Below are 21,086 nucleotides of genomic sequence, written 5' to 3'. Positions count from 1 at the left end.
GCGGCGACCTCGCTCCCTGAGCCGCCCGCGTTCCCGCCCGTCACCCCACACCTCCCAGGGAGCTCAGTCATGCCCGGAATCCTGACCGGGCAGGCGCTGCGCGCGTTCGCGCACGCCCTGCCCAAGGTCGAACTGCACGTCCACCTGGTCGGCTCGGCGAGCCTGCCGACCGTGCTCGAACTCGCCCGGCGCCGTCCGGGGGCCGGCGTCCCCACGGACGAGCGGGAGCTCGCGGAGTTCTTCACCTTCCGCGACTTCGCCCACTTCCTCACCGTCTACCTCGCGGTCACCTCGCTCGTCCGCGACCGCCACGACATCCACACCCTGGTGACCGGCCTGGCCGCGGACCTCGCCGCGCACAACTGCCGCTACGCCGAAGTCACCGTGACGCCGTACAACCACCTGCTCGACGGCGTGTCCGGCGACGACCTGCTGACCGGGCTCGAAACCGGCCGGGCCCGCGCCGCCGAACTGGGCGTGGAACTGGCCTGGTGCTTCGACATTCCGGGCGAAAAGGGCGTGCAGGCCGGGCGGGAGACGCTCGTGTTCGCGTTGCGCGAACGTCCCGGGGGCCTGGTGTCCTTCGGGCTCGCCGGACCCGAACTGGGGGTCGGACGGGCGCAGTTCGAGCCGTTCTTCACACGAGCACGGGAAGCCGGGCTGCACAGCGTCCCGCACGCCGGGGAAACCACCGGCCCGGCCACGATCTGGTCCGCGCTGCACGACCTCGGCGCCGAGCGGATCGGCCACGGCACCAGCTGCACCGCCGACCCGGCGTTGCTGGACCACCTTGCGGCACACCGGATCCCGCTCGAAGTGTGCCCCACCTCGAACGTGCGGACCGGCCAGGTCGCGACCATCGCCGCGCACCCCGTGCGGCGGATGCTCGACCACGGCGTCGTCGTGACGCTCAACACCGACGACCCGCCGATGTTCGGCGCCACGCTCACCGGCGAGTACGTCGCCGTCGCCGAGACGCTGGGCCTCACCGCGGCCGAACTGGCCCGGCTGGCGGAGAACGCCGTCGACGCGTCCTTCCTCGACGAAGCGCGCAAAGCAGTCCTCCGGAGCGAGATCACCGCTGTGGCTTCTCGAAAATGACGTTGCCGGACCCCCCGAACTTCGCCTAGCGTGGAAGTACACGAGAAAGGAGGTGGTCCTAAGTTGTATTCCAACAGGACTCGTGAGGTGACTGTCCGCTAGCGGATGGTACGTGGAGGACTTTGAGCAGCGATACAACCGAGCCACCTTCGGCTCATCGCCTGCTTCACGTGGTGCCTGATAGCGAATACCAGGCAGTCACCGTGCCCCCGGGGTTTCCGAGCACCAGTCCGGCTCGGGCTCAGGCGTTTGACGGCGTCTGAGAGCACCCCCGGGGGTCCCTTTATTTCCCTCATCTGTGCAGGTCATGCCACCCGGCGTCGCCGGACGACCGCCCGGCGATCAGCGTTTCGCTGTTCCGTCCCCCGGACGGCTGATGCTCGCTAGCCTGAAAGCATGCTCAGGCCGGACTACCCGATCACCACGGCACGCCTGCTCCTGCGCCCGTTCACGCCCGGGGACCTCGACGCGCTGAACTCCTTCCAATCCCGCGCCGACGTCGCCCGCTACCTGTACTGGGGCCCGCGCAGCCGCGCCGAATCGGCCGCGGCGCTCGCCAAACGGGTGCACAGCTCGACGTTGACGAAGGAAGGGCAGTTCCTGGCCGTGGCGGTCGAACTGGCCGCGACGGGACAGCTGATCGGCGACCTGAACCTGGAGTGGCTCAGCAGCGAGCACCGGCAGGGTGAAATCGGGTTCGTCTTCCACCCGGACCACCACGGCAAGGGCCTGGCCGCCGAGGCGACCACGGAGCTGCTGCGGCTGGGTTTCGAGGATCTGGGGCTGCACCGCATCATCGGCCGCTGCGACGGCCGGAACACCGCGTCGGCCGCGCTGATGGAACGCCTCGGCATGCGCCGGGAAGCGCACCTCAAGGAAAACGAGATCGTCAAGGGCGAGTGGACCGACGAGCTGATCTACGCGATGCTCGAGGACGAGTGGAAGGACCGCGACTGAGTGGCCGCTTTCACGTGAAAGCGACGCTCCGGTCGCGCGTCCCGGGCGATTTGGCAGCATAGGGGCGTGTTCTTCGACAAGATCGTCCGCCCGGCGCTGTACCGGCTGTCCCACCACGACCCCGAGCTGGTGCACGAGCGCACGATCGGCGTCCTGGCCCGGCTGGGCAAGGCCGCGCCCGCGCTGGGCGGGGCGTTCCGCGTCGACGACCCGGTGACCGTGCTGGGCCTGCGGTTCCCCAACCGCGTCGGCCTGGCCGCCGGGATGGACAAGAACGGCCGCGCGCTGCCCGCGTGGGCCGCGCTGGGCTTCGGGTTCGTCGAAGCCGGCACGGTGACGCGGCTGGCGCAGCCGGGCAACCCGAAGCCGCGGCTGTTCAGCCTCCCCGCCAGCGACGCGGTGATCAACCGCATGGGTTTCAACAACGACGGCGCGGAAGCCCTGTCCGCCAAGCTCGCGCGCGACGGGAAACCGGGCATCCCGCTGGGGATCAGCATCGGCAAGTCGAAGGTGACACCGCTCGAGGACGCCGTCGAGGACTACCGGTTCTCGCTGCGCGCGCTGTACCCGTACGCGGACTACTTCGCGATCAACGTCAGCTCGCCGAACACGCCCGGGCTGCGGCAGCTGCAGGACCGCACCGCGCTCGCCGAACTGCTGGGCGAGCTGCGCTCGACGTCGCTCGAGCTCGCCGGGAGCGGTACGCCGACGCCGGTGCTGGTCAAGGTCGCCCCCGACCTGACCGACGACGCGCTGGCCGAGCTGCTGGAGGTCGCGCTCGAACACGGCGTCGCCGGGATCATCGCGACGAACACGACCTTGGCGCGCGACGGCATCGCCCCCGCGGAAAGCGGCCTGGCCGGACAGGCGGGAGGGCTGTCCGGCCGGCCACTGACCACCCGCGCGGCCGAGGTCGTGCGGTTCGTGCACGACCACACCGGCGGGCGCCTGCCGATCATCGGGGTCGGCGGGATCATGGGCCCGGACGACGCGCTCCGGCTCGTCGACGCCGGCGCGTCGCTCGTGCAGCTCTACACGGGCTTCGCGCTGCACGGGCCGGGGCTGGTGCGCCGGGTCAGCCGGGGTCTCGCGGCCCGGCAGTAGACACGAAGCGCACGTAGCCGCGCCAGGACTCGTAGCGCTCCAGACCAGGCCCCGCCGCGGCCGGGTCGCACCGCACCGCCGGCGGGGTGGTGCCGTCCTCCAGCTCGACGCGCTCCAGCACGAACGGCGCCTTCAGCGTGGCGGCGAAGCGGTCGAAAGCGGCCGGGGACAGCCGCCAACGCTCGCCGTCGAGGCCGGTGCCGCCGTCGAGGACGCCCGGCTGCGGCGGTTCGGTGTCCAGGAGCACCATCCGGTAGCGCTCGGTGGTCCGGACCGGCCCGGTGAACCGGGCGCCGAGTGCGGTGAGGTCGGTGTTGAGCGGCTGTCCGCGCAGGTGCGCGCCGAACACGACGACGTCTTCGCCCGGCTCCGGGTAGGGCGTCATCGGCTCATCCGTGCAGACGGTCGCGAGGTCCAGGGCGATCTGGTCCTCGAACGCCCGCGTCAGGAAGGTGACGCCGAACGGGCGGCGGTCGCCGGGCAGCACCGGGACGGTGACCGCGGCCAGGTCGAGGAGGTTCGCGAAGGCCGTGCAGGAGGCCAGGCGGTGGCCCACGCCGGCCGGGTCGGCCAGGGCGTCGGCGAGTTCGGGGTGGTCGGGCACGGTGGGCAGGAGGAGGGCGTCGAAACCGGCCGGGACCTGCGCCGGGAGGGCGATCGGGTGGAGCACGGCTCCCGACGCCGTCAGCCGGGCGAGGACGCTCTTGAACGCGAGGCTCGCTGCTTCGCCCAGGAGAAGGTCGGCCGGGAACGCGATCCGCGGGTGCTCGCCCGCGCCGAGGCGGACGTCGGCGGGCCAGGGGCGCGTGGCCGGGTCGGCGCCGTCGGGGCCGGTCATCAGGGCGAGGGCGTCCCGGGCGGTGATCAGGCCGTTCGCGTACACGGAGATGCCGTCGTTCGCCCGGACGCCCGTGGCGGGCAGCAGTCCGCGCGTCGGCTTCACGGCGGCGACGGCGTTCAGCGCCGCCGGGACCGCGCCGCCGGTGCTCAGCGCCAAGTCGACGATGCCGAGCGCGACGGCGACCGCCGCGCCGCTGCCGCCGACCTTGGTGCGGTCCCAGGCCGCGGCGAGCGGACCGGCCCCCGTCTTGCCGAGCACGACGGCGCCGGCCGAGGTGAGCCGCGCGACGACGGTGGCGCTGGTTTCCGGGACGCGGCGCCCGGACGGCTGCTTCGCGACGTCGATCAGGTCCTGGACGGCGAGGACCGTGCCGGCCAGCGGGAGGTCCTCCCCCGCCTTGACGCGTTCGTCGACGGCCTTGGCGTCGACCAGGACGTCTTCGACGGCGCGGAGGGTGGTCCAGAGTTCCGGGCGGCCGGTCTCGGTGAGGCGTTCGAAGGCCGCGATGACGCGCTGGGAGGCGGTGGGCGGGGTGGTCGGCACGGGGTCCGGGTCCGGCGGGAGCGTGTTCACGGGGCGTCCTTTCCTCGGCGGTCGAGAAAGTCCACTGTGTACGGTCGGCGCCGGCGAACCTCAGTGCACGGCGGGCCTCCCGGCGAGTGACACCTCTGCATGCATGACAGAAACGTTAGATCGCGGACGTTTCCGTCGCCAGAGGTTTCCGATTACGTGCGGGTTTCGGCACCGAGAGGTGAACAGGGCGCGACGCCGCGGCGAAACGCACGATCACGCACGCGCAGTGACCAACTCCCCATGCCCCCGGATGGCGGCACCCGAACGGCCGAGTTTCAGATCCGAATGGCGGCAGAAAGCCTCAACCCGCGTGATCGAAGCCGGAGCTCGCGTGATTGCCGACGCAACTCGCGTGATCAGAGCCGTAACTCGCGTGACTGGAGGCGGAAGTCACGAGATACGGCTTCAATCACGCGGGATCCGGCCCGAATCACGCGGGTTTGGCTCAGCGGGGCATCGCAGTGATGCCTGACCGGGTCAGGAGAGTTCGCGGAGGGCCATGGCCAGGCCGGCCAGGTGGTCCGTTGCGTCGGTGAGGGCCTGCTTGGACGTCACCAGGCCGTCGCCGGCGGCGGCGACCGTGTGGCCCGCGGCCGCTACCAGGCCGCGGTAGCCCTCGAGGCCGTCGTCGAGCTGTTCGCGGAGCTTGGCGACCGCCGCGTGCAGGGCCGCCTGCTCGCGCGCGGGCGCCGAATCACGGCCGCGCTCGATCGCCTGGATGCGGGCCGCCAAGCCGCGCAAGGCGGCCGCCGCTTCGGCCGAGGTCTGCCGGGCGTCCGCGACGGACACCTCCGAGACCGGTGTCGTCCCCACCGAGGACGGCACCGAGAGCTGGCGCAGCAGCTCGGTCAGCGAGGCCTCGCACTCGGCGAGCCGTTCCATCGGCTCGCGGGCCGCCGACCGGGCGGGTGGCAGCGGCGGCGGTCCGGCCGGCGCCGCCGGGATCGGGGTGCGCTTCAGTTCGCGCAGCTTGAGGCCGGAGCGGACGCTGAACGTGCCGAACACGACGGCCCCGGCGAACGCCGCGATCGCCTGCGGCATCATCGGCGCCCCCGCGGCGCTGATCCAGCCCATCCCGGCCGCCAGGGTGAGGACGCCGCACAGGATCGTCAGCAGGATCCACAACGTCAACGCGCGGGACGTCCGGCGCTTGCGGCGCTCCAGCTTCGCCGCCGGGTGGTTCCAGCGGTCCCACTTGGCCCGGGCCTCGGCGAACGCCGGGACCTGGCTCGCCATGGACGTCAGCGACGTCGTCACGTCGGGCCGGCGGACGGGCGGCCGCTGCAGCGGGTTCGGACGGCGCGGGGGTGCGGGCTTCCCGCCGGCCTGGTCGGCCGGCGGGAAGTACTTCTGCACCTTCTGGAGCTTCTCCTGGGCGCGCACGGCGTAGTCGGGCAGCTTCTCGATGTGCTTCTCCAGCTTCGCGCTCAGCTCGCCGAAGTCACGCCGTCTGCCCTGCTGCGCCATTGCTCGCCCCCTTCGAACGGTGGCCCGTGTCAGGCCGGGTTCTTGCCCTGCTCGGCCTGCACGCGCGACTGGATCTCACGCTGGATGTCGGCCGAGCTGCTGCTCGCCGGCGTCTGGGCCGTCTTGCCGCCGTCGGTGACCTGGGCGACCGAATCGCCGCGCATCGACGAGCGGATCTGCTCGAGCCGCGAGTGCCCGGCCAGCTGCGTGGTGGAGGCCTGGACCTCCATCATGCGCCCCTGGACCGAGTTCTGCGCCAGCTCCGCCGAGCCCAGCGCCGTGGTGTAGCGCTTCTCGATCTTGTCGCGGACCTCTTCCAGCGACGGCGTGTTGCCCGGCGCGGCCAGCTGGCTCATCTGGTTCAGCGAAGCGGAGACCTGCTCCTGCATCTTCGCCTGCTCCAGCTGCGAGAGCAGCTTGGTGCGCTCGGCCAGCTTCTGCTGCAGCATCTGCGAGTTGCGCTCCACGGCCTTCTTGGCCTGGGCCGCGGCCTGCAGCGACTGGTCGTGCAGCGTCTTCAGGTCCTCGATGCTCTGCTCGGCCGTGACGAGCTGCGTCGCGAAGCTCTCCGCGGCGTTCTCGAACTCGACGGCCTTCTGCTCGTCACCCTTGTTGCGGGCTTCGTCCGCGAGGACGAGCGCCTGCCGGGTGGAGGCCTGCAGCTTCTCGACCTCGCCGAGTTGCCGGTTGAGCTTCATCTCCAGCTGCCGCTGATTGCCGATCACGGAGGCGGCCTGCTGCGTCAGCGCCTGGTGGTTGCGCTGCGCCTCCTCGATGGCCTGCTGGATCTGTACCTTCGGGTCGGCGTGCTCGTCGATCTTCGACGAGAACGCCGCCATCATGTACTTCCAGAACTTCACGAACGGGTTGGCCATCTCCTCCGCCTGCCTTCTTGCGTCCCACGGGCCTTTGCGATCTCGGGGTGGGGCGTCGCTCCCCTGCACTTGCAACGCACCGACCCCGGCGTCGGGTTCCATCGTGTCAGGTCGGCCACGTCCATTCCAGGCGACCCCGGGGGATTTCAGGGTTCGTCCCTGATCACCCCTGGAGGTAACGCCGACGGCCCCGGGCGGGTTGCCCGGGGCCGTCGGCCGAAATCGTGGTGGAAACCTCACCGTGGAAGCGCACAGAACTCGCGGAAGACACGTGCTCCGCGCGAGCCCACCTCGCCCTTACGCGGCGATCGTCGAGGCCAGCTTCGGCTGCCCGATCGTCGTGCGCAGCGTCGTGTTCATCCGCGGGGCCGGGGAAACCCGCAGGTCGGCGAGGTCGTTCCCGATCAGCTCGGACATCAGGCGGCCACCTTCGATGCCGGCCGCCGAGGCCTTGGCACCGCGCTCGGGCACCTTCTCCCGGGGCGTGCCTTCCACGATCCGCTCGTCGACCGGTGCGACCTCGACGTTGTCGAGGGCCGAAACGTCCGCCGCCACCTTGTGCAGCAGCTCGCCGAGCGGAAGGTCCAGAGCCTGGCAGATGGACGCGAGCAACTCGCTCGACGCCTCCTTCTGCCCCCGTTCCACCTCGGAGAGGTAGCCGAGGCTGACCCTGGCGGCGCGGGAGATGTCGCGCAGCGTACGACGCTGGTTGGTGCGGGCATGACGGAGCCGATCACCGATCGCCTCACGCAACAGCACGGTCATCACGCGCCTCCCTTCCGTACAAGTACTCCCTACGTTACCCAGAGCGGCGCCCCGGGCGCAGGAGTTGGTGGGCTCGTACGCCAAGGGCGAACGCGTGTTTCAGGCCAAATGTTCCCCGAGCAGGGCAAACGCCGCCCGGACCGATTCGGTCCTGATCACATCGCGATCGCCGGTCAAGGCCAGCGTACGGACTGTGCGTGTTCCCGGCCCGGCCAGCCCGACGTGCACCGTGCCCGGTTCGACGCCGTCCTGGGCCGACGGCCCGGCCACGCCGGTCAGCCCGAGGCCCCAGGTGGCCCCGCACCGGTCGCGGGCGCCCTCGGCCAGCTGGGCGGCGACCTCGGGGTGGACGGCGCCGTGCTCGGCCAGCAGGCCGGCGTCTACTCCGGCCAGCGCGGTCTTCAGTTCGGTGGCGTAGACGACCAGGCCGCCGCGCAGCGCCGCGCTCGCCCCGGGCACGCGCGCCAGGGTGGCGCAGACCAGCCCGGCGGTGAGCGATTCGGCCGCGGCGACGGTCGCGCCCCGCGCGGTGAGCGCGGCGATGAGCGCGGCGGCCTGTTCATCAGCCGCCACGGGGGGTCGCCGGTCGGCCACGCTCAGCTCCCGGTGACCCGGCGCCCGGCCGCACGCAGCCGCACCGCCCGGACCAGGTAGTCCACGCCGGTGACCACGGTCAGCACCAGCGCCAGCCCCATCAGTGCCCAGCGGACCGGGTCGGCGCCGGCGGGCAGCGGCAGCAGGTACGCCACGATCGCGGCGATCTGGGCCATCGTCTTCGCCTTGCCGCCGCGGCTGGCCGGGATCACGCCGTGGCGGATCACCCAGAAGCGCAGCAGCGTGACGCCGATCTCGCGGACCGCGATGACGATGGTGACCCACCAGCCGAGCTCGCCCAGCACGCTCAGCCCGACCAGGGCGGCGCCGGTGAGCGCCTTGTCCGCGATCGGGTCGGCGATCTTGCCGAAGTCGGTGATCAGCCCGTACTTGCGGGCGACCCAGCCGTCCAGCTGGTCGGTCGCCGACGCGACGGCGAACAGCCCGGTCGCGATCGCGCGCCAGGTGGTGTCGTGGCCGTCGCCGACGAACAGCGCGACGACGAACAACGGCACCAGGACCAGCCGCGACAGCGTCAGGAGGTTCGCGAGGTTGAGCGTGGGGACCGGGGTCGGCTCGGGGACCGAGGCTTCGTGGGTCAGGCCCTCGTCGGCGGCGTCGCTGGGGAGCGCACTCACCGGTCGGCGTCCGGTACCGCGCGGACGATCAGGTCCACGCCCGCCGAGTCGACGACCTCGCACCGCAGGAAGTCGCCGACCCGCGACTTCTTCACGGGGGTCCGGGTGGCGGAGCCCCCGGCCCGGGGCGAAGCCCCGGATGTCGCAGTCTTCTCCGGCGCGTCGAGGATGATGCACTCACCGTCGACCTCGGGGGCCTGGTGCGCGGCGCGCCCGGTGAGCTCGCCGTCGTCGTCCCGCTCGACGAGCACGTCGACGAAGGTGCCGATCCGGTCCTCGGCGCGCTGCGAGGTCAGCTCCTCGACCAGCGCGGAGATCCGCGTGACGCGCGCGGCGACCTCGTCGGGGTCGAGCTTGCCGTCGAAGGTCTCGGCCTCGGTGCCGTCCTCGTCGGAGTAGCCGAAGACGCCGACGGCGTCGAGGCGCGCGCCGGTGAGGAACCGCTCGAGCTCGGCCAGGTCGTGCTCGGTCTCGCCGGGGAACCCGACGATCACGTTGGTCCGGATGCCCGCTTCGGGCGCGTATTCGCGGATCTGCTCGGTCAGCGCGAGGAACGAATCCGTCGAGCCGAACCGGCGCATCCGGCGCAGCACCTGCTCGCTGGAGTGCTGGAAGGACAGGTCGAAGTACTCGGCGACACCCGGCGTGGTCGCGATGGCCTTGACCAGCTGCGGGCGGGTCTCGGCCGGCTGCAGGTAGGAGACGCGGACGCGCTCGATGCCGTCGATCTCCGCCAGGCGCGGCAGCAGCCGCTCCAGCGCGGTGGCGCCGTCGCGGCCGAAGTCCTTGCCGTACGACGTCGAGTTCTCGCTGACCAGGAACAGCTCCTTGACGCCGTGCTCGGCCAGCCACATGGCTTCGGCGACGATCTCGTCGGGCTGCCGCGAGACGAAGGAGCCGCGGAAGGACGGGATGGCGCAGAACGAGCAGCGCCGGTCGCAGCCGGAGGCGATCTTCAGCGCGGCCACCGGCGAGTCGTCGAGGCGCGTGCGCAGCACCCGCGGACCCCAGCCGTGCTGCGCGTGGCCCGGGACCTCGACGGTCTCGGCCGCGGCGGGCCGCTGGACCGGGCTGATCGGCAGCAGCTTGCGGCGGTCGCCGGGGGTGTGCGAGGCGATCTTGCGGCCGGCGACGACGTCGTCGAGCCGGTCGGACAGCTCGGCGTAGTGGTCGAAGCCCAGCACCGCGTCGGCCTCCGGGAGGCTGTCGGCGAGCTCGTGGCCATAGCGCTCGGCCATGCAGCCGACGGCGACGACCTTCTTGCCCGTGTCCGACGCGGCGAGCAGCGTGTCGACCGAGTCCTTCTTGGCCGACTCGACGAAGCCGCAGGTGTTGACCACCACGACGTCGGAGTCCTCGGGTTCGGCCGCCAGCTCCCAGCCGCCGGCCGCGAGCCGGCCCGCCAGCTCCTCCGAGTCGACCTCGTTGCGGGCGCAGCCCAGGGTCAGCAGGGAGACGCGTCGGGGGGCGGCTGGGTCCGTGGCAGGGGAAGGCACGACGTTCAGGGTAGCCGCCGGGCCCGGGCGGGCCGACGACGGCGTAGTTCGGTCGTGACAACCGGGGCTCCGCCCCGAGCCGGGGGCTTCGCCACCCGGACCCCCGAAAAGCAAGCTGTAACAACCGGGGCTTCGCCCCGAGCCGGGGGCTTCGCCACCCGGACCCCCGAAAAGCAAGCTGTAACAACCGGGGCTTCGCCCCGAGCCGGGGGCTTCGCCACCCGGACCCCCGAAAAGCGAGCTGTGTCGCCGCGCGCGCCGGGCGATGTGGCAGGGTTGACGATCGTGCCGTCCGACTCGCCCCGCCCGATCGTCCGCCGCGCGCGGATCGCCGACGTCCGCAAGATCAAGGCCCTGGTCGACTCGGACGCGGGCCGCGTCCTGCTGGAGAAGGACCTGGTCACCCTGTACGAGGCGGTTCAGGAATTCTGGGTCGCCGAAGTGGGTGACGAGGTGGTCGGAGCGGCCGCGCTGCACGTCCTCTGGGAGGACATCGCCGAGCTGCGCACCGTGGTGGTCGACAAGGCCGTGCGGGGCCAAGGCGTCGGGCGGGTGCTGGTCGCCCGGCTGGTCGACGAAGCGCGTGAGCTGGGTCTCAAACGGCTGTTCGTGCTGACGTTCGAGACCGGCTTCTTCGCCGGGCACGGGTTCGTGGAGATCGACGGCACCCCGGTGTCGCACGAGGTCTACGAGGAGATGCGGCGTTCGCACGACACCGGCGTCGCCGAATTCCTCGACCTGCCCTACGCCAAGCCCAACACCCTGGGCAATTCGCGGATGCTGCTCGAGCTCTGAGCCACCCCCTACGGCTGCTGGACGATTTCCGCATAGGGGCCGGATTCAGGGGGAAAATTTCCCGACAACCTCCTTTCGGGCGGTGACGTGCGTCACGGCAGGCCCGAAGCTGATCGGGCACTTGTCCCCGATCGGCGAGGAAAACACCGATGCGCACGACACTGCGGAACCTGGGGGCCACCTTGACGGTGGCCGTTTCTGTCGGCGCGGGCGCCCTGCTGGGCACCGGCACCGCGGCCGCCGTCGACATTCCGACGGTCACCGACCAGTACCTCTTCCACACGACGCTGTCCGGGTTCGAAACGATCCGGAACTCCGCGCCCTACTCCGGCCAGCTCGACTGGTCGTCCGACGGCTGCTCGTGGTCGCCGGACACCCCGTTCGGCTGGCAGTTCCTGCCGGGCTGCCACCGCCACGACTTCGGCTACCGCAACTACAAGAAGCAGGCCCGGTTCACCGAGGCGAACCGGCTGAAGATCGACGACAACCTCTACATCGACCTGAAGAGCGTCTGCGGGTCCAACGTGGCGTGCAAGGGTGCGGCCTGGACGTACTACCAGGCGGTCCGCAAGTTCGGCGGCTGAGCCCGGCCCCCTCTCCCCTGGCCCGGGTCCGCCCGGGCCAGGATGGGGTCATGGAGATCGATCACCTGCTCAGCACGACCCGCGCGGTGCGCCGGAAGCTCGACCTCGACCGGCCGGTGGAGCCCGAAGTCCTCGAAGAGTGCCTGAACCTGGCGCTGCAGGCGCCCACGCCCGGCAACGTCCAGGCCTGGTGCTGGCTCGTGGTGCGCGACCAGAGCGTGAAGGACCGGCTCGGCGTGCTGTTCCGCGAGGTCGGCGAGGCCTACCTCGCCGGCAAGGCCGCCGAGGCGGACTCGCGGGCGCTGGCGTCCGGGCAGCACCTGATCGACGTGATCGAGCGCGTCCCGGTGCTCGTGATCCCGGTCCTGCACGGGCGCCCGGCCGGGGACAACGCGGTCGACGCGGCCTTCTACGGCGGCATCTTCCCGGCGGTGTGGAACTTCCAGCTGGCGCTGCGCTCGCGCGGCCTGGGCTCGACGCTCACGACGTACCACCTCGCCCGCGAAGCCGAAGCCGCGGAGATCCTCGGCATCCCGGACGGCCACACGCAGGCCGGGCTGCTGCCGGTGGCGTACACGACCGTGCCGGACTTCAAGCCCGCCCGGCGTAACCCGCTGTCGGAAGTCGCCTTCCTCGACCGCTGGGGCACGCCGCTCAGCTGATCCGGACGGTGGCCTCCCCGGCGTCCTCGCTGACCGACACGAGCTCGATCCGGCTGGCGGCGAACGACGTCGCCTGCGGGCCGGTGCGCGGGCCGCTGTGCAGCTCGGCCGTGGTGCTCTCGCCGTGGCCGGGCTCCTTCAGCAGGAACGCCAGCGTCGCCTCCCCCTGCCAGATGCACTGCATGCCGGGACGGCACCGCGAGTCGGCGACGACCCTGGTGTAGCGCACGGTGAGGTCCTTGCCCTGCACGGCGGCTTCCTGCCCGAGGCGCAGGGTGACGTCCTGCCCGGCGGCAGCGCTCACGGTCGAGGGCGGCGCGGCAGGCCCGGGCCCGGGCCGCCCGGCGGCGACCGAGCTCCCGGCGCCCACCGTGACGACGGCGAAGGCGAACAGTCCGGCTACGAATCGCTGTAGGTCCACGTGCTGTGGACGGAACGGACCGAGCCGGGGTTGCACCGGTTACTCGTCGCCGTCGGGGTCGGTGTCCACCGGGCCGCCGCCGCGGATCATGAACAGGACCGACTCCAGTTCCTCCGGCTTGATCAGGACGTCGCGGGCCTTCGAGCCCTCCGACGGGCCGACCACGCCGCGGCTTTCCAGCAGGTCCATCAGGCGGCCCGCCTTGGCGAACCCGACCCGCAGCTTGCGCTGGAGCATCGACGTCGAGCCGAACTGGGACGTCACGATCAGCTCCGCCGCCTGCAGCAGGACGTCGAGGTCGTCGCCGATGTCCGAGTCGATCTCCTTCTTCTCGCCCGCCTTCTGCGTGGTGACGCCGTCGTTGTAGTCCGGCTGCGCCTGCTCCTTGGCGAAGTTGACGACGGCGGAGATCTCTTCGTCGCCGACGAACGCGCCCTGGATGCGGACCGGTTTGCCGGCACCCATCGGCAGGTACAGCGCGTCGCCCATGCCGATCAGCTTCTCCGCGCCCGGCTGGTCGAGGATGACTCGCGAGTCGGTCAGCGACGACGTCGCGAACGCCAGCCGCGAGGGCACGTTGGTCTTGATCAGGCCGGTGACGACGTCGACCGACGGCCGCTGCGTCGCCAGGACCAGGTGGATGCCGGCGGCTCGGGCCTTCTGGGTGATGCGGACGATCGCGTCCTCGACGTCGCGCGGGGCGGTCATCATCAGGTCGGCGAGCTCGTCGACGATCGCCATGATGTACGGGTACGGCCGGTATTCACGCTCGGAGCCCGGCGGTGCGGTGATCTCGCCCGAACGCACCTTCTTGTTGTAGTCGTCGATGTGCCGGACCTTGTTGACCTGCATGTCCTGGTAGCGCTGCTCCATCTCCTCCACCAGCCAGGCCAGCGCGGCGGCGGCCTTCTTCGGCTGGGTGATGATGGGCGTGATCAGGTGCGGGATGCCCTCGTACGGCGTCAGCTCGACCATCTTCGGGTCGATCAGGATCATCCGGCACTCGTCCGGCGTCGAGCGCGCCAGCAGCGACACCAGCATCGAGTTGACGAAGCTGGACTTACCGGATCCGGTCGAACCCGCGACCAGCAGGTGCGGCATCTTCGTCAGGTTCGCGGTGACGAAGTGGCCCTCGATGTCCTTGCCGAGGCCGATCACCATCGGGTGGTTGTCCTTGACCGTCGACGGCGCACGCAGGACGTCACCCAGGCGGACCATCTCGCGGTCGGAGTTGGGCACCTCGATGCCGACCGCGGACTTGCCGGGGATCGGCGCCAGCAGGCGGACGTTGTCGGTGGCCACCGCGTAGGCGATGTTCTTGGTCAGCGCGGTGATCTTCTCGACCTTCACGCCCGGGCCGAGCTCGACCTCGTAGCGGGTGACCGTCGGGCCGCGGGTGAAGCCGGTGACCTGGGCGTCGATGCTGAACTGCTCCAGCACGCCGGTGATCGCCTCGATCATGGTGTCGTTGGCCTTGCTGCGGGACTTCGGCGCGTCGCCGAGCTTCAGCAGGTCGGGCGGCGGGAGCTGGTAGTCGCCCTCGACGGTCCGCGTCATGGCGAGCGGCGGTTCCGGGGCCTTCTTCGGCTTCTTCTCGGGCACCTCGGCCGGCGGCGGCTTGGGCAGGACTGTGCTCGCCTTGGGTGGCTTGATCGGCGTCGGTGCCTCGGCGAGCGCGGCGTCGAGGTCGAGCTGTTCGCCGGCCTGGCGCCGCCGCGACGGCTTGCGCAGCCGCGCGGCCTTCGGGTCGGCTTCGGTGACGGTGTCCTCGTCGGTGGCGAAGCCCGAACGCAGTGCCTCGGCTTCGGCGATCTCGTCCTCGTCGAGGCCCCAGTGCCGCAGCCGGTGCGGGATCTCGCGCACCGGCGTGCCGGTGAACACGAGCACGCCGAAGAACAGGGCGAGGATCAGCAGCGGCACGGCGACCCAGGTGGTGACGCCCATGGCGAGCAGGCCGCCGGAGAAGGCGCCGACGATGCCGCCGGCGTACATCCGGCCGTCGTTGGTGTCCGGCAGCGCGGTGAAGATGTGCAGCATCCCGAGCACCGACAGGACGACCATGATCGTGCCGACCACCATCCGCGGCCGCGTATCCGGGTGCGGCTCGGACCGCATCAGCGCGACGGCGACGACGACCAGCACCAGTGGCAGGGTCACGGCCCCGGCGCCGAGGACGGTCCGGGTGGCGATCTCCACCCCGGCGCCGATCGGCCCGGCCGCCCGCCACCAGACGCCGACGGCCGCGACGATGGCCAGGGCCATCAGGCCCAGCGCGAGCCCGTCGCGGCGGTGTTCCGGCTCGAGTTCGCGGGTGCGGCCGACCGTGCGGGCCAGCGTGCCCAGGCCCTTGGCCAGCAGGTTCCAGGTGCCGCGGACGCCCTTGCCGAAGAGCCCGGGAGTCTTCCGGCGGCCCCGTGGCGCGGGCTTGCGGCCGGACGACGTACGAGCCTTCGCGGGTGTACGCGGCTTACGCGCCGCTGCCCCCTTCGCGCCGCTTCCCGTGCTTCTCTTCCTCGTCGCCGACCCAGCCATGCGTCAACGGTAACCGGCATTGCCAGTCAGTCCCGTGCGCCACTCTCGGCCCAGGGTGAACTTCTGCCTCACACCGGAGGTTGAGCGGCCATCCGGGTGAACCGATCCGGCCAGTACGCAATCGGGTGAAATCGACGTCTGCCATGCTCTGCCCCATGCTCGCGCTGCGCACCGCCGAACCGCCCCGCCGTGCTCCCGCCATCTGGCGGACCATGCTGAACATCGACCGGGGGCTGGTGAACCTGGTCGGGCGGCTGACCGTCACCGGCCGGATCCCGGCGCAGCTGCGCGGCAAGCCGCTGCTGATGGCCGCGAACCACATCGGCGTGTTCGACGCGTTCGTGCTGATGGCGGCGTGCAAGCGGCTCGGCATCAACCCGCGGTTCATGCTGGCCGGCGGCATCCTGGACGCGCCCGTGATCGGGCCGGCGCTGCGGGTCAGCGGGCACCTGCGCGTGGACCGCAAGCACGCCGGGACCGCCGTCGGGCAGTTCACCGCCGCCGTCGAGGCGCTGAAGACCACGCGCGAGCCGATCATCGTCTACCCGGAGGGCCGGATCAGCCACGACCCGGGCCTGTGGCCGGAGCGCGGCAAGAGCGGCGCCGCGCGGCTGGCGCTGGCGGCGGACGTGCCGGTGATCCCGATCAGCCAGTGGGGCGCGCACGAAGCCGTCTACTGGGGCACCGAGACCGTCAACGGCCCGGCCGACCTGGTCCCCCTGGCCCGCTCGGGGCTCAGCGCGCCGCTGCGCCGTCCGCGGTTCCGGGTGCACTTCGGCGACCCCGTCGACCTGTCGGACGTCGAGCCGCAGCGGCCGGGCGCCGGGGTGCGCGCGCACGCGAAGATCATGCAGGCGATCACCGACGGTCTCGTCCCGCTGCGCCGCGACGAGCTCGACCGGCCCCGCTTCCACGACCCCACGCGGCCCACCGACACGGTCAGCCCCTGGAAGCCGGCGTCCGGATCGTGAGACGCGCGGGCCGGCACCCCTAGAGTCGGCGGACGTGAGCACACGGATACTCGTCGTCTACTACAGCTCGACCGGGAACACCGCCGCCCTCGCCGGGTCGCTCGCCGCCGGGGCGCGCGAGACCGGCGCCGAGGTGCGGGTGCGGACCGTGCCGGAGACCGTGCCCGCCGACGCCATCGCGCGGAACCCGCGCTGGCAGGCGTGGGTCGACGCCGGCCCGCACCACGAGCTCGCCACGCTCGGCGACCTCGAGTGGGCCGACGGGCTCGCCGTCGGCAGCCCGACCCGGTTCGGCGGGCCGGCCGCCCAGCTCAAGTCCTATCTGGACAGCACGGGTGGCCTGTGGGCGCAGGGGAAGCTCGCGGACAAGGTCGCGACGTCGTTCACGACGGCGTCCACCGCGCACGGCGGCCTCGAGTCGACGCTGCTGGCGATCAACAACGTCTTCTACCACTGGGGCGCGATCGTCGTGCCGCTCGGCTACACCGACCCGCACCTGAAGGAGTCCGGCAACCCGTACGGCGGCTCGTTCGTGTCCCGGAAGTCGGCGGCGCCGGACGAGGTCGCGCTCGACGCCCTGCGCCTGCAGGGCCGGCGGCTGGCCACCATCACCACGCACGTCGCGACCGGGCTCAAGCGGGCCGAGTAACCGGAAAAACCGTTTCGGCAGTGACGCGGCGGGCCTTAGAGTCGCGACGGTGACGACCGAGCTGCCCGTCCTCGCGCCTCCCCGGGTCGCCCGCCGCGGCCGCGGGACCGCTCTCGTCCTGCTCGCCGCCCTGTTCTTCAGCACGTCGGGCACGCTGGGCAAGTCCGCGATGTCCGCCGGTTTCACCCCGGAGCAGGTGGCCGCGATGCGGATCGGGCTCGCCGGGGTGCTGCTGCTCGGCGGCGTCGCGCTGGTGGCGCCGCGGAAGCTGCGGATCCGCCGCACCGAACTCCCCGTCCTGGGCGGTTACGGCCTGCTCGGCGTCGCCGGGGTGCAGCTGCTCTACTTCGTCGCCGCGGGCCGGATCCCGGTCGGCATCGCGATCCTGCTGGAGTTCATCTCCCCGGTGCTCATCGCGCTGTGGGTGCGGTTCGTGCGGCGGCACCGGCTGCCGCGGTCGGTCTGGGGCGGTATCGCGCTGGCGATGGCCGGGCTGTCGCTGGTCGCCCAGGTCTGGCAGGGCGTCACGCTGAACGGCGTCGGGCTGCTCGCCGGCTTCGGCGCGGCCCTGTGCTCGGCCGGGTACTTCCTCCTCGGCGAACGCGCCGTGGCCGACATCGACCCGCTCGGCCTGGTCACCTGGGGCATGGTGATCGGCGCCGTCCTGATCAGCTTCGTCGCGCCGCCGTGGACGTGGCCGCTCGGGCTGCTCGGCACCGAGGTCGGGTTCGGCGCCTGGCGGCCGCCGGTCTGGCTGCTGCTGGTCCTGCTGGTGCTGGTGGCGACCGTGCTGGCCTACGTCTTCGGGATCTCGTCGCTGCGGCACCTGCCCGCGTCGGTGGCGAGCGTGCTCGGGCTGGTCGAGCCCGTGATCGTCACGGTCACGGCGTGGGCCCTGCTCGGCGAGGAGCTCACCTGGCCGCAGCTGCTCGGCTCGGCGATCCTGCTGGCCGGCGCGTACCTGGTGCAGCGGAAGTCGGAGATCCTGACGAGCTGACCTTGCGCAAGATCTTCACCCGGTGGCGCCGGAGTGCGACAATCCCGCACCGTGACGGCGAAGACGCAGGGGCTGCGGCCCGAACTCCGGCAGCGGCACGTCCGGATGATCGCCCTCGGCGGCATCATCGGCGCGAGCCTGTTCATCGGCAGCGGCGCGGTGATCCACACCGTGGGCCCGGCCGCCGTGGCCTCCTACGCGCTCGGCGGGCTGCTCGTCGTGCTGGTGATGCGGATGCTCGGCGAGATGGCGACCGCGGCGCCGTCGCTGGGTTCGTTCATGGAGTACGCGCGCGACTCGCTCGGCGGCTGGGCGGGCTTCACCATCGGCTGGCTGTACTGGTACTTCTGGGTCGGCGTGGTCGCGTTCGAGGCCGTCGCCGGCGCGAAGATCCTGCAGGGCTGGATCCCGGGCGTGCCGCAGTGGGTGTTTTCGCTGGCACTGATGCTCCTGCTGACGGCGACGAACCTGGCGTCGGCGCGCTCCTTCGGCGAGACGGAGTTCTGGCTGGCCTCGATCAAGGTCGCCACCATCGTGGTGTTCCTGCTGCTCGGGACGCTGTTCGTGCTCGGGCTCTGGCCGGACGCGCACTTCTCGGTGGGCAACATCGGCCTCGACGGCTTCGTGCCCCACGGCGGGTTCTCGGTCGTCCACGGCGTCGTCATCGTGATTTTCTCGTACTTCGGCGCGGAGATCGTCACGATCGCGGCGGCGGAGTCGGACCAGCCGGAGACGGCGGTCCGCAAGGCGACTTCGACGATCGTCTGGCGCGTGATCGTGTTCTACGTCGGCTCGGTGGCGCTGCTGGTGATGATCACGCCGTGGCGCGAGATCCCGAGCGAGACGAGCCCGTTCGCGGCGGCGTTCGGCCGCTTCGGCGTCCCCGCGGCGTCGACGATCGTGTCGGCGGTGGTGCTGACGGCGGCGCTGTCGGTGCTGAATTCGGGGCTGTACACGGCATCGCGGATGCTGTTCGCCCTGCACCGCCACGGGTGGGCGCCGGGCTGGATCGCGGACACGAACGCACGCGGCGTGCCGTGGAAGGCGATCCTGGCGTCCACGTCGATCGGGTACGTGGCAGTGGTGATGAGCTACGTGTCCCCGGACAAGATCTTCTACTTCATCATCAACTCGGCGGGCGCGGTGGCCCTGTTCGTGTACGCGATCATCTGCGGCTCCCAGCTCCGGATGCGGCGCGAGCTGGAGGTTTCGGCGCCGGATCGGCTGAAGCTCCGGATGTGGGGATATCCGTGGCTGAGCTGGGTCACGCTGGTCCTGACGCTCGTGGTGGTGGCGTCGATGCTGTTCGTCGACGAGGACACGCGAGCCCAGCTGTACCTGAGCCTGATCAGCCTGGCGGTGATCCTGGCCGTGTACGCCCTCATCCGCCGGCGAGCCGGCTCAGGGCCCCGAAAAACACGTCGGTGATCTTGGCCGGGTCCGGGGCGATGAACGCCTGACCTCCGGTGGCTGCGGTCAGCTGGTCCAGTTCCGCCTTGTCCGCGTCCGGGCCGATGCCCACGCCGATCAGGGGGATCGGGCGGCGGGCGTCCTGGAGCTCGGCCAGCTCGGCCAGCAGCTCCGGGCGGGACACGCTGTGGGCGTCCTCGTTGCGGCCGTCCGTCATCACGATCACCAGGTTCAACCGGCCGGGCTCCCACTCGCGGCGCGCCGTGCGGTACGTGTCCAGCACGCTGTCGTAGAGGCCCGTGCCGCCGTCCGGTGTCGCCTTGACCTGGGCGAGCTTGTCCAGCGCGCCGCTCGCGAGGTGCTGGGCCACCGGGGCCATCGGAAGCAGCTCGCGGTAGTCCTTGTCGCCGTCGAGGCGGGTCGAGAACGCCAGCATCCTCAGCTGGGTCGCCGGTTTGAACAGGTGCATCGCCTTGGCCGCCGCCTGCATCGTCACCTGCATCCGGTCGAGCCCGGTCCCGGGGACCTGCGCGTTCATCGACCCCGATACGTCGACCAGCACCTGCACCCGCGCGCTCAGGTTGATGCCGGCCCACTGGTTGAGCAGCTCGTCGACGGCGGCCGCGGGCGGGAGGTTCGCGGCCTTGATGCCGCCCGGCGACACCCGCGGGTCGTCGGGGTGGTCGCGCAGCGCCTGGCCGCCCGCCGCGCGCAGACCGGTCTTCGCGATCGCGTCGGCGCCCGGGTCGCCGAGGACCGCCTCGCGCAGCGCCTCGACGATCGGCCGTTGCTGCGGGGTGATCCCGCTCAGCTCCGCGAACGGGTAGTCCAAAGTGGGCACGGCGGTGGAGTAGACGGCGATCAGCGGCGACTTCGGGTCCTCGACGTTGTGGCGCAGCAAGGAGTTCTCCGACGCGGGGAACGCCGTCACCGCGGCCGTGCCACTGCCGTCGCTCGACCCCGGCAGCCGCGCGATCAGGTCCGTCTCCGTGCCGAGCGTGTTGGCCGAGAACCGCCGCAGCAACGCGACGTACGCGGCCGAGGGCTCGGGCGCCGCCTTGACGCTCTCCCGCAGGCCGAGCAGCGCCACCGCGCCGACCGGGTCGCGCGCCGGGTCGGGCATCCCCGGGACGCTCCCCGGCGCGGCCAGCGCCTCCGCCCAGGTGAGCGCCCGGTCGGGCCAGCCGAGCCCCTTGGCGACGTCCGCCGCGACGGCGAGCACCACCGGTGAGCTGGCCACCGACGCTCCGGTTTCGGGGACGTCGGCCGCGCCGAGCTGGTGGGCGCGGCGCAGCGCGAGCGTGGAATCCGGCACCCAGACCTGCGGCCGCGGGCCCCCGTCGGAGAGGGCGAGCCGCTCGGCCGCCTGCGTCGCCTCCTTGGTTTGGACCTCGACGCTGCCACACTGCAGGTCGAGCCCGCGCGCGACGAGCGACAGCGCGGGGGCGATGTCCGAGGACGCGGTGACGAGGACCTTGGCGGGCTGCTCGCACGTCGGCCGCGAGCGCCCGGCCGACACGGTGATCCACGCCGCGGCGCCGAGGACGAGCACGAGGCCGGTCGCCAGGGCGGGCGCGAGCAGCCGGCGTCGTCTGCCGTCCGAATGACGTCCCATCGGCGCGGCCTCTCTGCGCGAGGCGGGTGGGGATCAAGG

At 71.7% G+C, this 21,086-nt stretch carries 20 protein-coding genes; 10 read left to right on the top strand and 10 right to left on the bottom strand.

The features are described 5' to 3' along the window. The first annotated feature begins 69 nt into the window (after positions 1-69). The 3 genes from add (at position 70) to AB0M80_RS16220 (ending at position 3,162) form a co-directional block, all read left to right on the top strand. Entirely contained in the window at positions 70-1,101 is a 1,032-nt protein-coding gene (gene add, locus AB0M80_RS16230) for an adenosine deaminase (RefSeq protein ID WP_364564703.1), read from the top strand. 396 nt (positions 1,102-1,497) lie between these two features. Then, on the top strand, positions 1,498-2,058 hold the full coding sequence (locus AB0M80_RS16225) for a GNAT family protein (RefSeq protein WP_364564702.1): 561 nt from the start codon (positions 1,498-1,500) through the stop codon (positions 2,056-2,058). Between the two features lie 66 nt (positions 2,059-2,124). Then, positions 2,125-3,162, top strand: coding sequence for a quinone-dependent dihydroorotate dehydrogenase (locus AB0M80_RS16220; protein ID WP_364564699.1), 1,038 nt, complete (start codon positions 2,125-2,127; stop codon positions 3,160-3,162). Here the strand turns inward: AB0M80_RS16220 and AB0M80_RS16215 are convergent. The 7 genes from AB0M80_RS16215 to rimO all read right to left on the bottom strand — a co-directional run bounded on the left by AB0M80_RS16215 (position 3,134) and on the right by rimO (position 10,411). Next, positions 3,134-4,576, bottom strand: coding sequence for an amidase family protein (locus tag AB0M80_RS16215; RefSeq protein WP_364564697.1), 1,443 nt, complete (start codon positions 4,574-4,576; stop codon positions 3,134-3,136). The genes AB0M80_RS16220 and AB0M80_RS16215 overlap by 29 nt on opposite strands. A 477-nt stretch (positions 4,577-5,053) precedes the next feature. Further along, the gene (locus tag AB0M80_RS16210) at positions 5,054-6,043 is read right to left on the bottom strand and encodes a hypothetical protein (RefSeq protein WP_364564694.1); all 990 of its coding nucleotides are present in this window, start codon (positions 6,041-6,043) and stop codon (positions 5,054-5,056) included. 29 nt (positions 6,044-6,072) lie between these two features. Further along, positions 6,073-6,918, bottom strand: coding sequence for a PspA/IM30 family protein (locus tag AB0M80_RS16205; protein WP_364564692.1), 846 nt, complete (start codon positions 6,916-6,918; stop codon positions 6,073-6,075). Between the two features lie 297 nt (positions 6,919-7,215). Continuing rightward, a complete protein-coding gene (locus AB0M80_RS16200) occupies positions 7,216-7,683 on the bottom strand; it encodes a helix-turn-helix transcriptional regulator (protein WP_364564691.1) in 468 nt (155 codons plus the stop codon). Positions 7,684-7,782: 99 nt separating this feature from the next. After that, entirely contained in the window at positions 7,783-8,256 is a 474-nt protein-coding gene (locus AB0M80_RS16195; RefSeq protein ID WP_364564688.1) for a CinA family protein, read from the bottom strand. 23 nt (positions 8,257-8,279) lie between these two features. Further along, positions 8,280-8,915 (bottom strand): CDP-diacylglycerol--glycerol-3-phosphate 3-phosphatidyltransferase, encoded by a 636-nt coding sequence (pgsA, locus tag AB0M80_RS16190; RefSeq protein ID WP_364564686.1) that lies wholly within the window; start codon positions 8,913-8,915, stop codon positions 8,280-8,282. Beyond that, positions 8,912-10,411 carry a 30S ribosomal protein S12 methylthiotransferase RimO gene (gene rimO / locus AB0M80_RS16185; protein ID WP_364564684.1) on the bottom strand — a complete coding sequence of 500 codons (1,500 nt, stop codon included), beginning with the start codon at positions 10,409-10,411 and terminating at the stop codon, positions 8,912-8,914. The genes pgsA and rimO overlap by 4 nt, the downstream gene beginning before the upstream one ends. Before the next feature lie 285 nt (positions 10,412-10,696). Here rimO and AB0M80_RS16180 point away from each other — a divergent pair, with 285 nt between their 5' ends. The 3 genes from AB0M80_RS16180 to AB0M80_RS16170 all read left to right on the top strand — a co-directional run bounded on the left by AB0M80_RS16180 (position 10,697) and on the right by AB0M80_RS16170 (position 12,452). Then, entirely contained in the window at positions 10,697-11,206 is a 510-nt protein-coding gene (locus AB0M80_RS16180) for an amino-acid N-acetyltransferase (protein ID WP_364564681.1), read from the top strand. 149 nt (positions 11,207-11,355) lie between these two features. Then, the gene (locus tag AB0M80_RS16175; protein WP_364564679.1) at positions 11,356-11,790 is read left to right on the top strand and encodes a phospholipase; all 435 of its coding nucleotides are present in this window, start codon (positions 11,356-11,358) and stop codon (positions 11,788-11,790) included. A 50-nt stretch (positions 11,791-11,840) separates the two neighbouring features. Beyond that, positions 11,841-12,452, top strand: coding sequence for a nitroreductase family protein (locus tag AB0M80_RS16170; protein WP_364564677.1), 612 nt, complete (start codon positions 11,841-11,843; stop codon positions 12,450-12,452). Here the strand turns inward: AB0M80_RS16170 and AB0M80_RS16165 are convergent. Together AB0M80_RS16165 and AB0M80_RS16160 are read right to left on the bottom strand one after the other, a co-directional pair. Beyond that, positions 12,445-12,873, bottom strand: a complete 429-nt coding sequence (locus AB0M80_RS16165; protein ID WP_364564674.1) for a hypothetical protein — start codon at positions 12,871-12,873, stop codon at positions 12,445-12,447. The genes AB0M80_RS16170 and AB0M80_RS16165 overlap by 8 nt on opposite strands. 39 nt (positions 12,874-12,912) lie before the next feature. Continuing rightward, entirely contained in the window at positions 12,913-15,405 is a 2,493-nt protein-coding gene (locus tag AB0M80_RS16160; RefSeq protein ID WP_364564672.1) for a DNA translocase FtsK, read from the bottom strand. Between the two features lie 143 nt (positions 15,406-15,548). On the opposite strand from AB0M80_RS16160, the gene AB0M80_RS16155 reads away from it, so the two are divergent. The 4 genes from AB0M80_RS16155 (at position 15,549) to AB0M80_RS16140 (ending at position 19,450) form a co-directional block, all read left to right on the top strand. Continuing rightward, positions 15,549-16,376, top strand: coding sequence for a lysophospholipid acyltransferase family protein (locus tag AB0M80_RS16155; protein WP_364564670.1), 828 nt, complete (start codon positions 15,549-15,551; stop codon positions 16,374-16,376). A gap of 34 nt (positions 16,377-16,410) precedes the next feature. Further along, positions 16,411-17,025 (top strand): NAD(P)H:quinone oxidoreductase, encoded by a 615-nt coding sequence (gene wrbA, locus AB0M80_RS16150; protein WP_364564668.1) that lies wholly within the window; start codon positions 16,411-16,413, stop codon positions 17,023-17,025. 49 nt (positions 17,026-17,074) lie between these two features. Further along, complete coding sequence (locus AB0M80_RS16145) at positions 17,075-18,022, top strand: EamA family transporter (RefSeq protein ID WP_364564666.1); 948 nt, start codon at positions 17,075-17,077, stop codon at positions 18,020-18,022. Positions 18,023-18,127: 105 nt separating this feature from the next. Next, complete coding sequence (locus AB0M80_RS16140; RefSeq protein ID WP_364564791.1) at positions 18,128-19,450, top strand: amino acid permease; 1,323 nt, start codon at positions 18,128-18,130, stop codon at positions 19,448-19,450. Here AB0M80_RS16140 and AB0M80_RS16135 read toward each other — a convergent pair. Continuing rightward, positions 19,404-21,047 carry a substrate-binding domain-containing protein gene (locus tag AB0M80_RS16135; RefSeq protein WP_364564663.1) on the bottom strand — a complete coding sequence of 548 codons (1,644 nt, stop codon included), beginning with the start codon at positions 21,045-21,047 and terminating at the stop codon, positions 19,404-19,406. The genes AB0M80_RS16140 and AB0M80_RS16135 overlap by 47 nt on opposite strands. Positions 21,048-21,086 lie beyond the last annotated feature (39 nt).

It is taken from the genome of Amycolatopsis sp. NPDC051045, from assembly GCF_040682955.1.
In the GTDB taxonomy this organism is placed as follows: domain Bacteria; phylum Actinomycetota; class Actinomycetes; order Mycobacteriales; family Pseudonocardiaceae; genus Amycolatopsis.
The sequence above is the reverse complement of the archived record's forward strand: the minus strand, read 5'-3'. Positions and strand labels throughout refer to the sequence as shown.

Bases quoted from the DNA above. Each gene is read 5' to 3' on its own strand.
- add (WP_364564703.1), top strand. From the start codon at position 70: ATGCCCGGAATCCTGACCGGGCAGGCGCTGCGCGCGTTCGCGCACGCC.
- AB0M80_RS16225 (WP_364564702.1), top strand. From the start codon at position 1,498: ATGCTCAGGCCGGACTACCCGATCACCACGGCACGCCTGCTCCTGCGC.
- AB0M80_RS16210 (WP_364564694.1), bottom strand. From the start codon at position 6,043: ATGGCGCAGCAGGGCAGACGGCGTGACTTCGGCGAGCTGAGCGCGAAG.
- AB0M80_RS16205 (WP_364564692.1), bottom strand. From the start codon at position 6,918: ATGGCCAACCCGTTCGTGAAGTTCTGGAAGTACATGATGGCGGCGTTC.
- AB0M80_RS16200 (WP_364564691.1), bottom strand. From the start codon at position 7,683: ATGACCGTGCTGTTGCGTGAGGCGATCGGTGATCGGCTCCGTCATGCC.
- AB0M80_RS16175 (WP_364564679.1), top strand. From the start codon at position 11,356: ATGCGCACGACACTGCGGAACCTGGGGGCCACCTTGACGGTGGCCGTT.
- AB0M80_RS16170 (WP_364564677.1), top strand. From the start codon at position 11,841: ATGGAGATCGATCACCTGCTCAGCACGACCCGCGCGGTGCGCCGGAAG.
- AB0M80_RS16160 (WP_364564672.1), bottom strand. From the start codon at position 15,405: ATGGCTGGGTCGGCGACGAGGAAGAGAAGCACGGGAAGCGGCGCGAAG.
- AB0M80_RS16155 (WP_364564670.1), top strand. From the start codon at position 15,549: ATGCTCTGCCCCATGCTCGCGCTGCGCACCGCCGAACCGCCCCGCCGT.
- AB0M80_RS16140 (WP_364564791.1), top strand. From the start codon at position 18,128: ATGATCGCCCTCGGCGGCATCATCGGCGCGAGCCTGTTCATCGGCAGC.
- AB0M80_RS16135 (WP_364564663.1), bottom strand. From the start codon at position 21,047: ATGGGACGTCATTCGGACGGCAGACGACGCCGGCTGCTCGCGCCCGCC.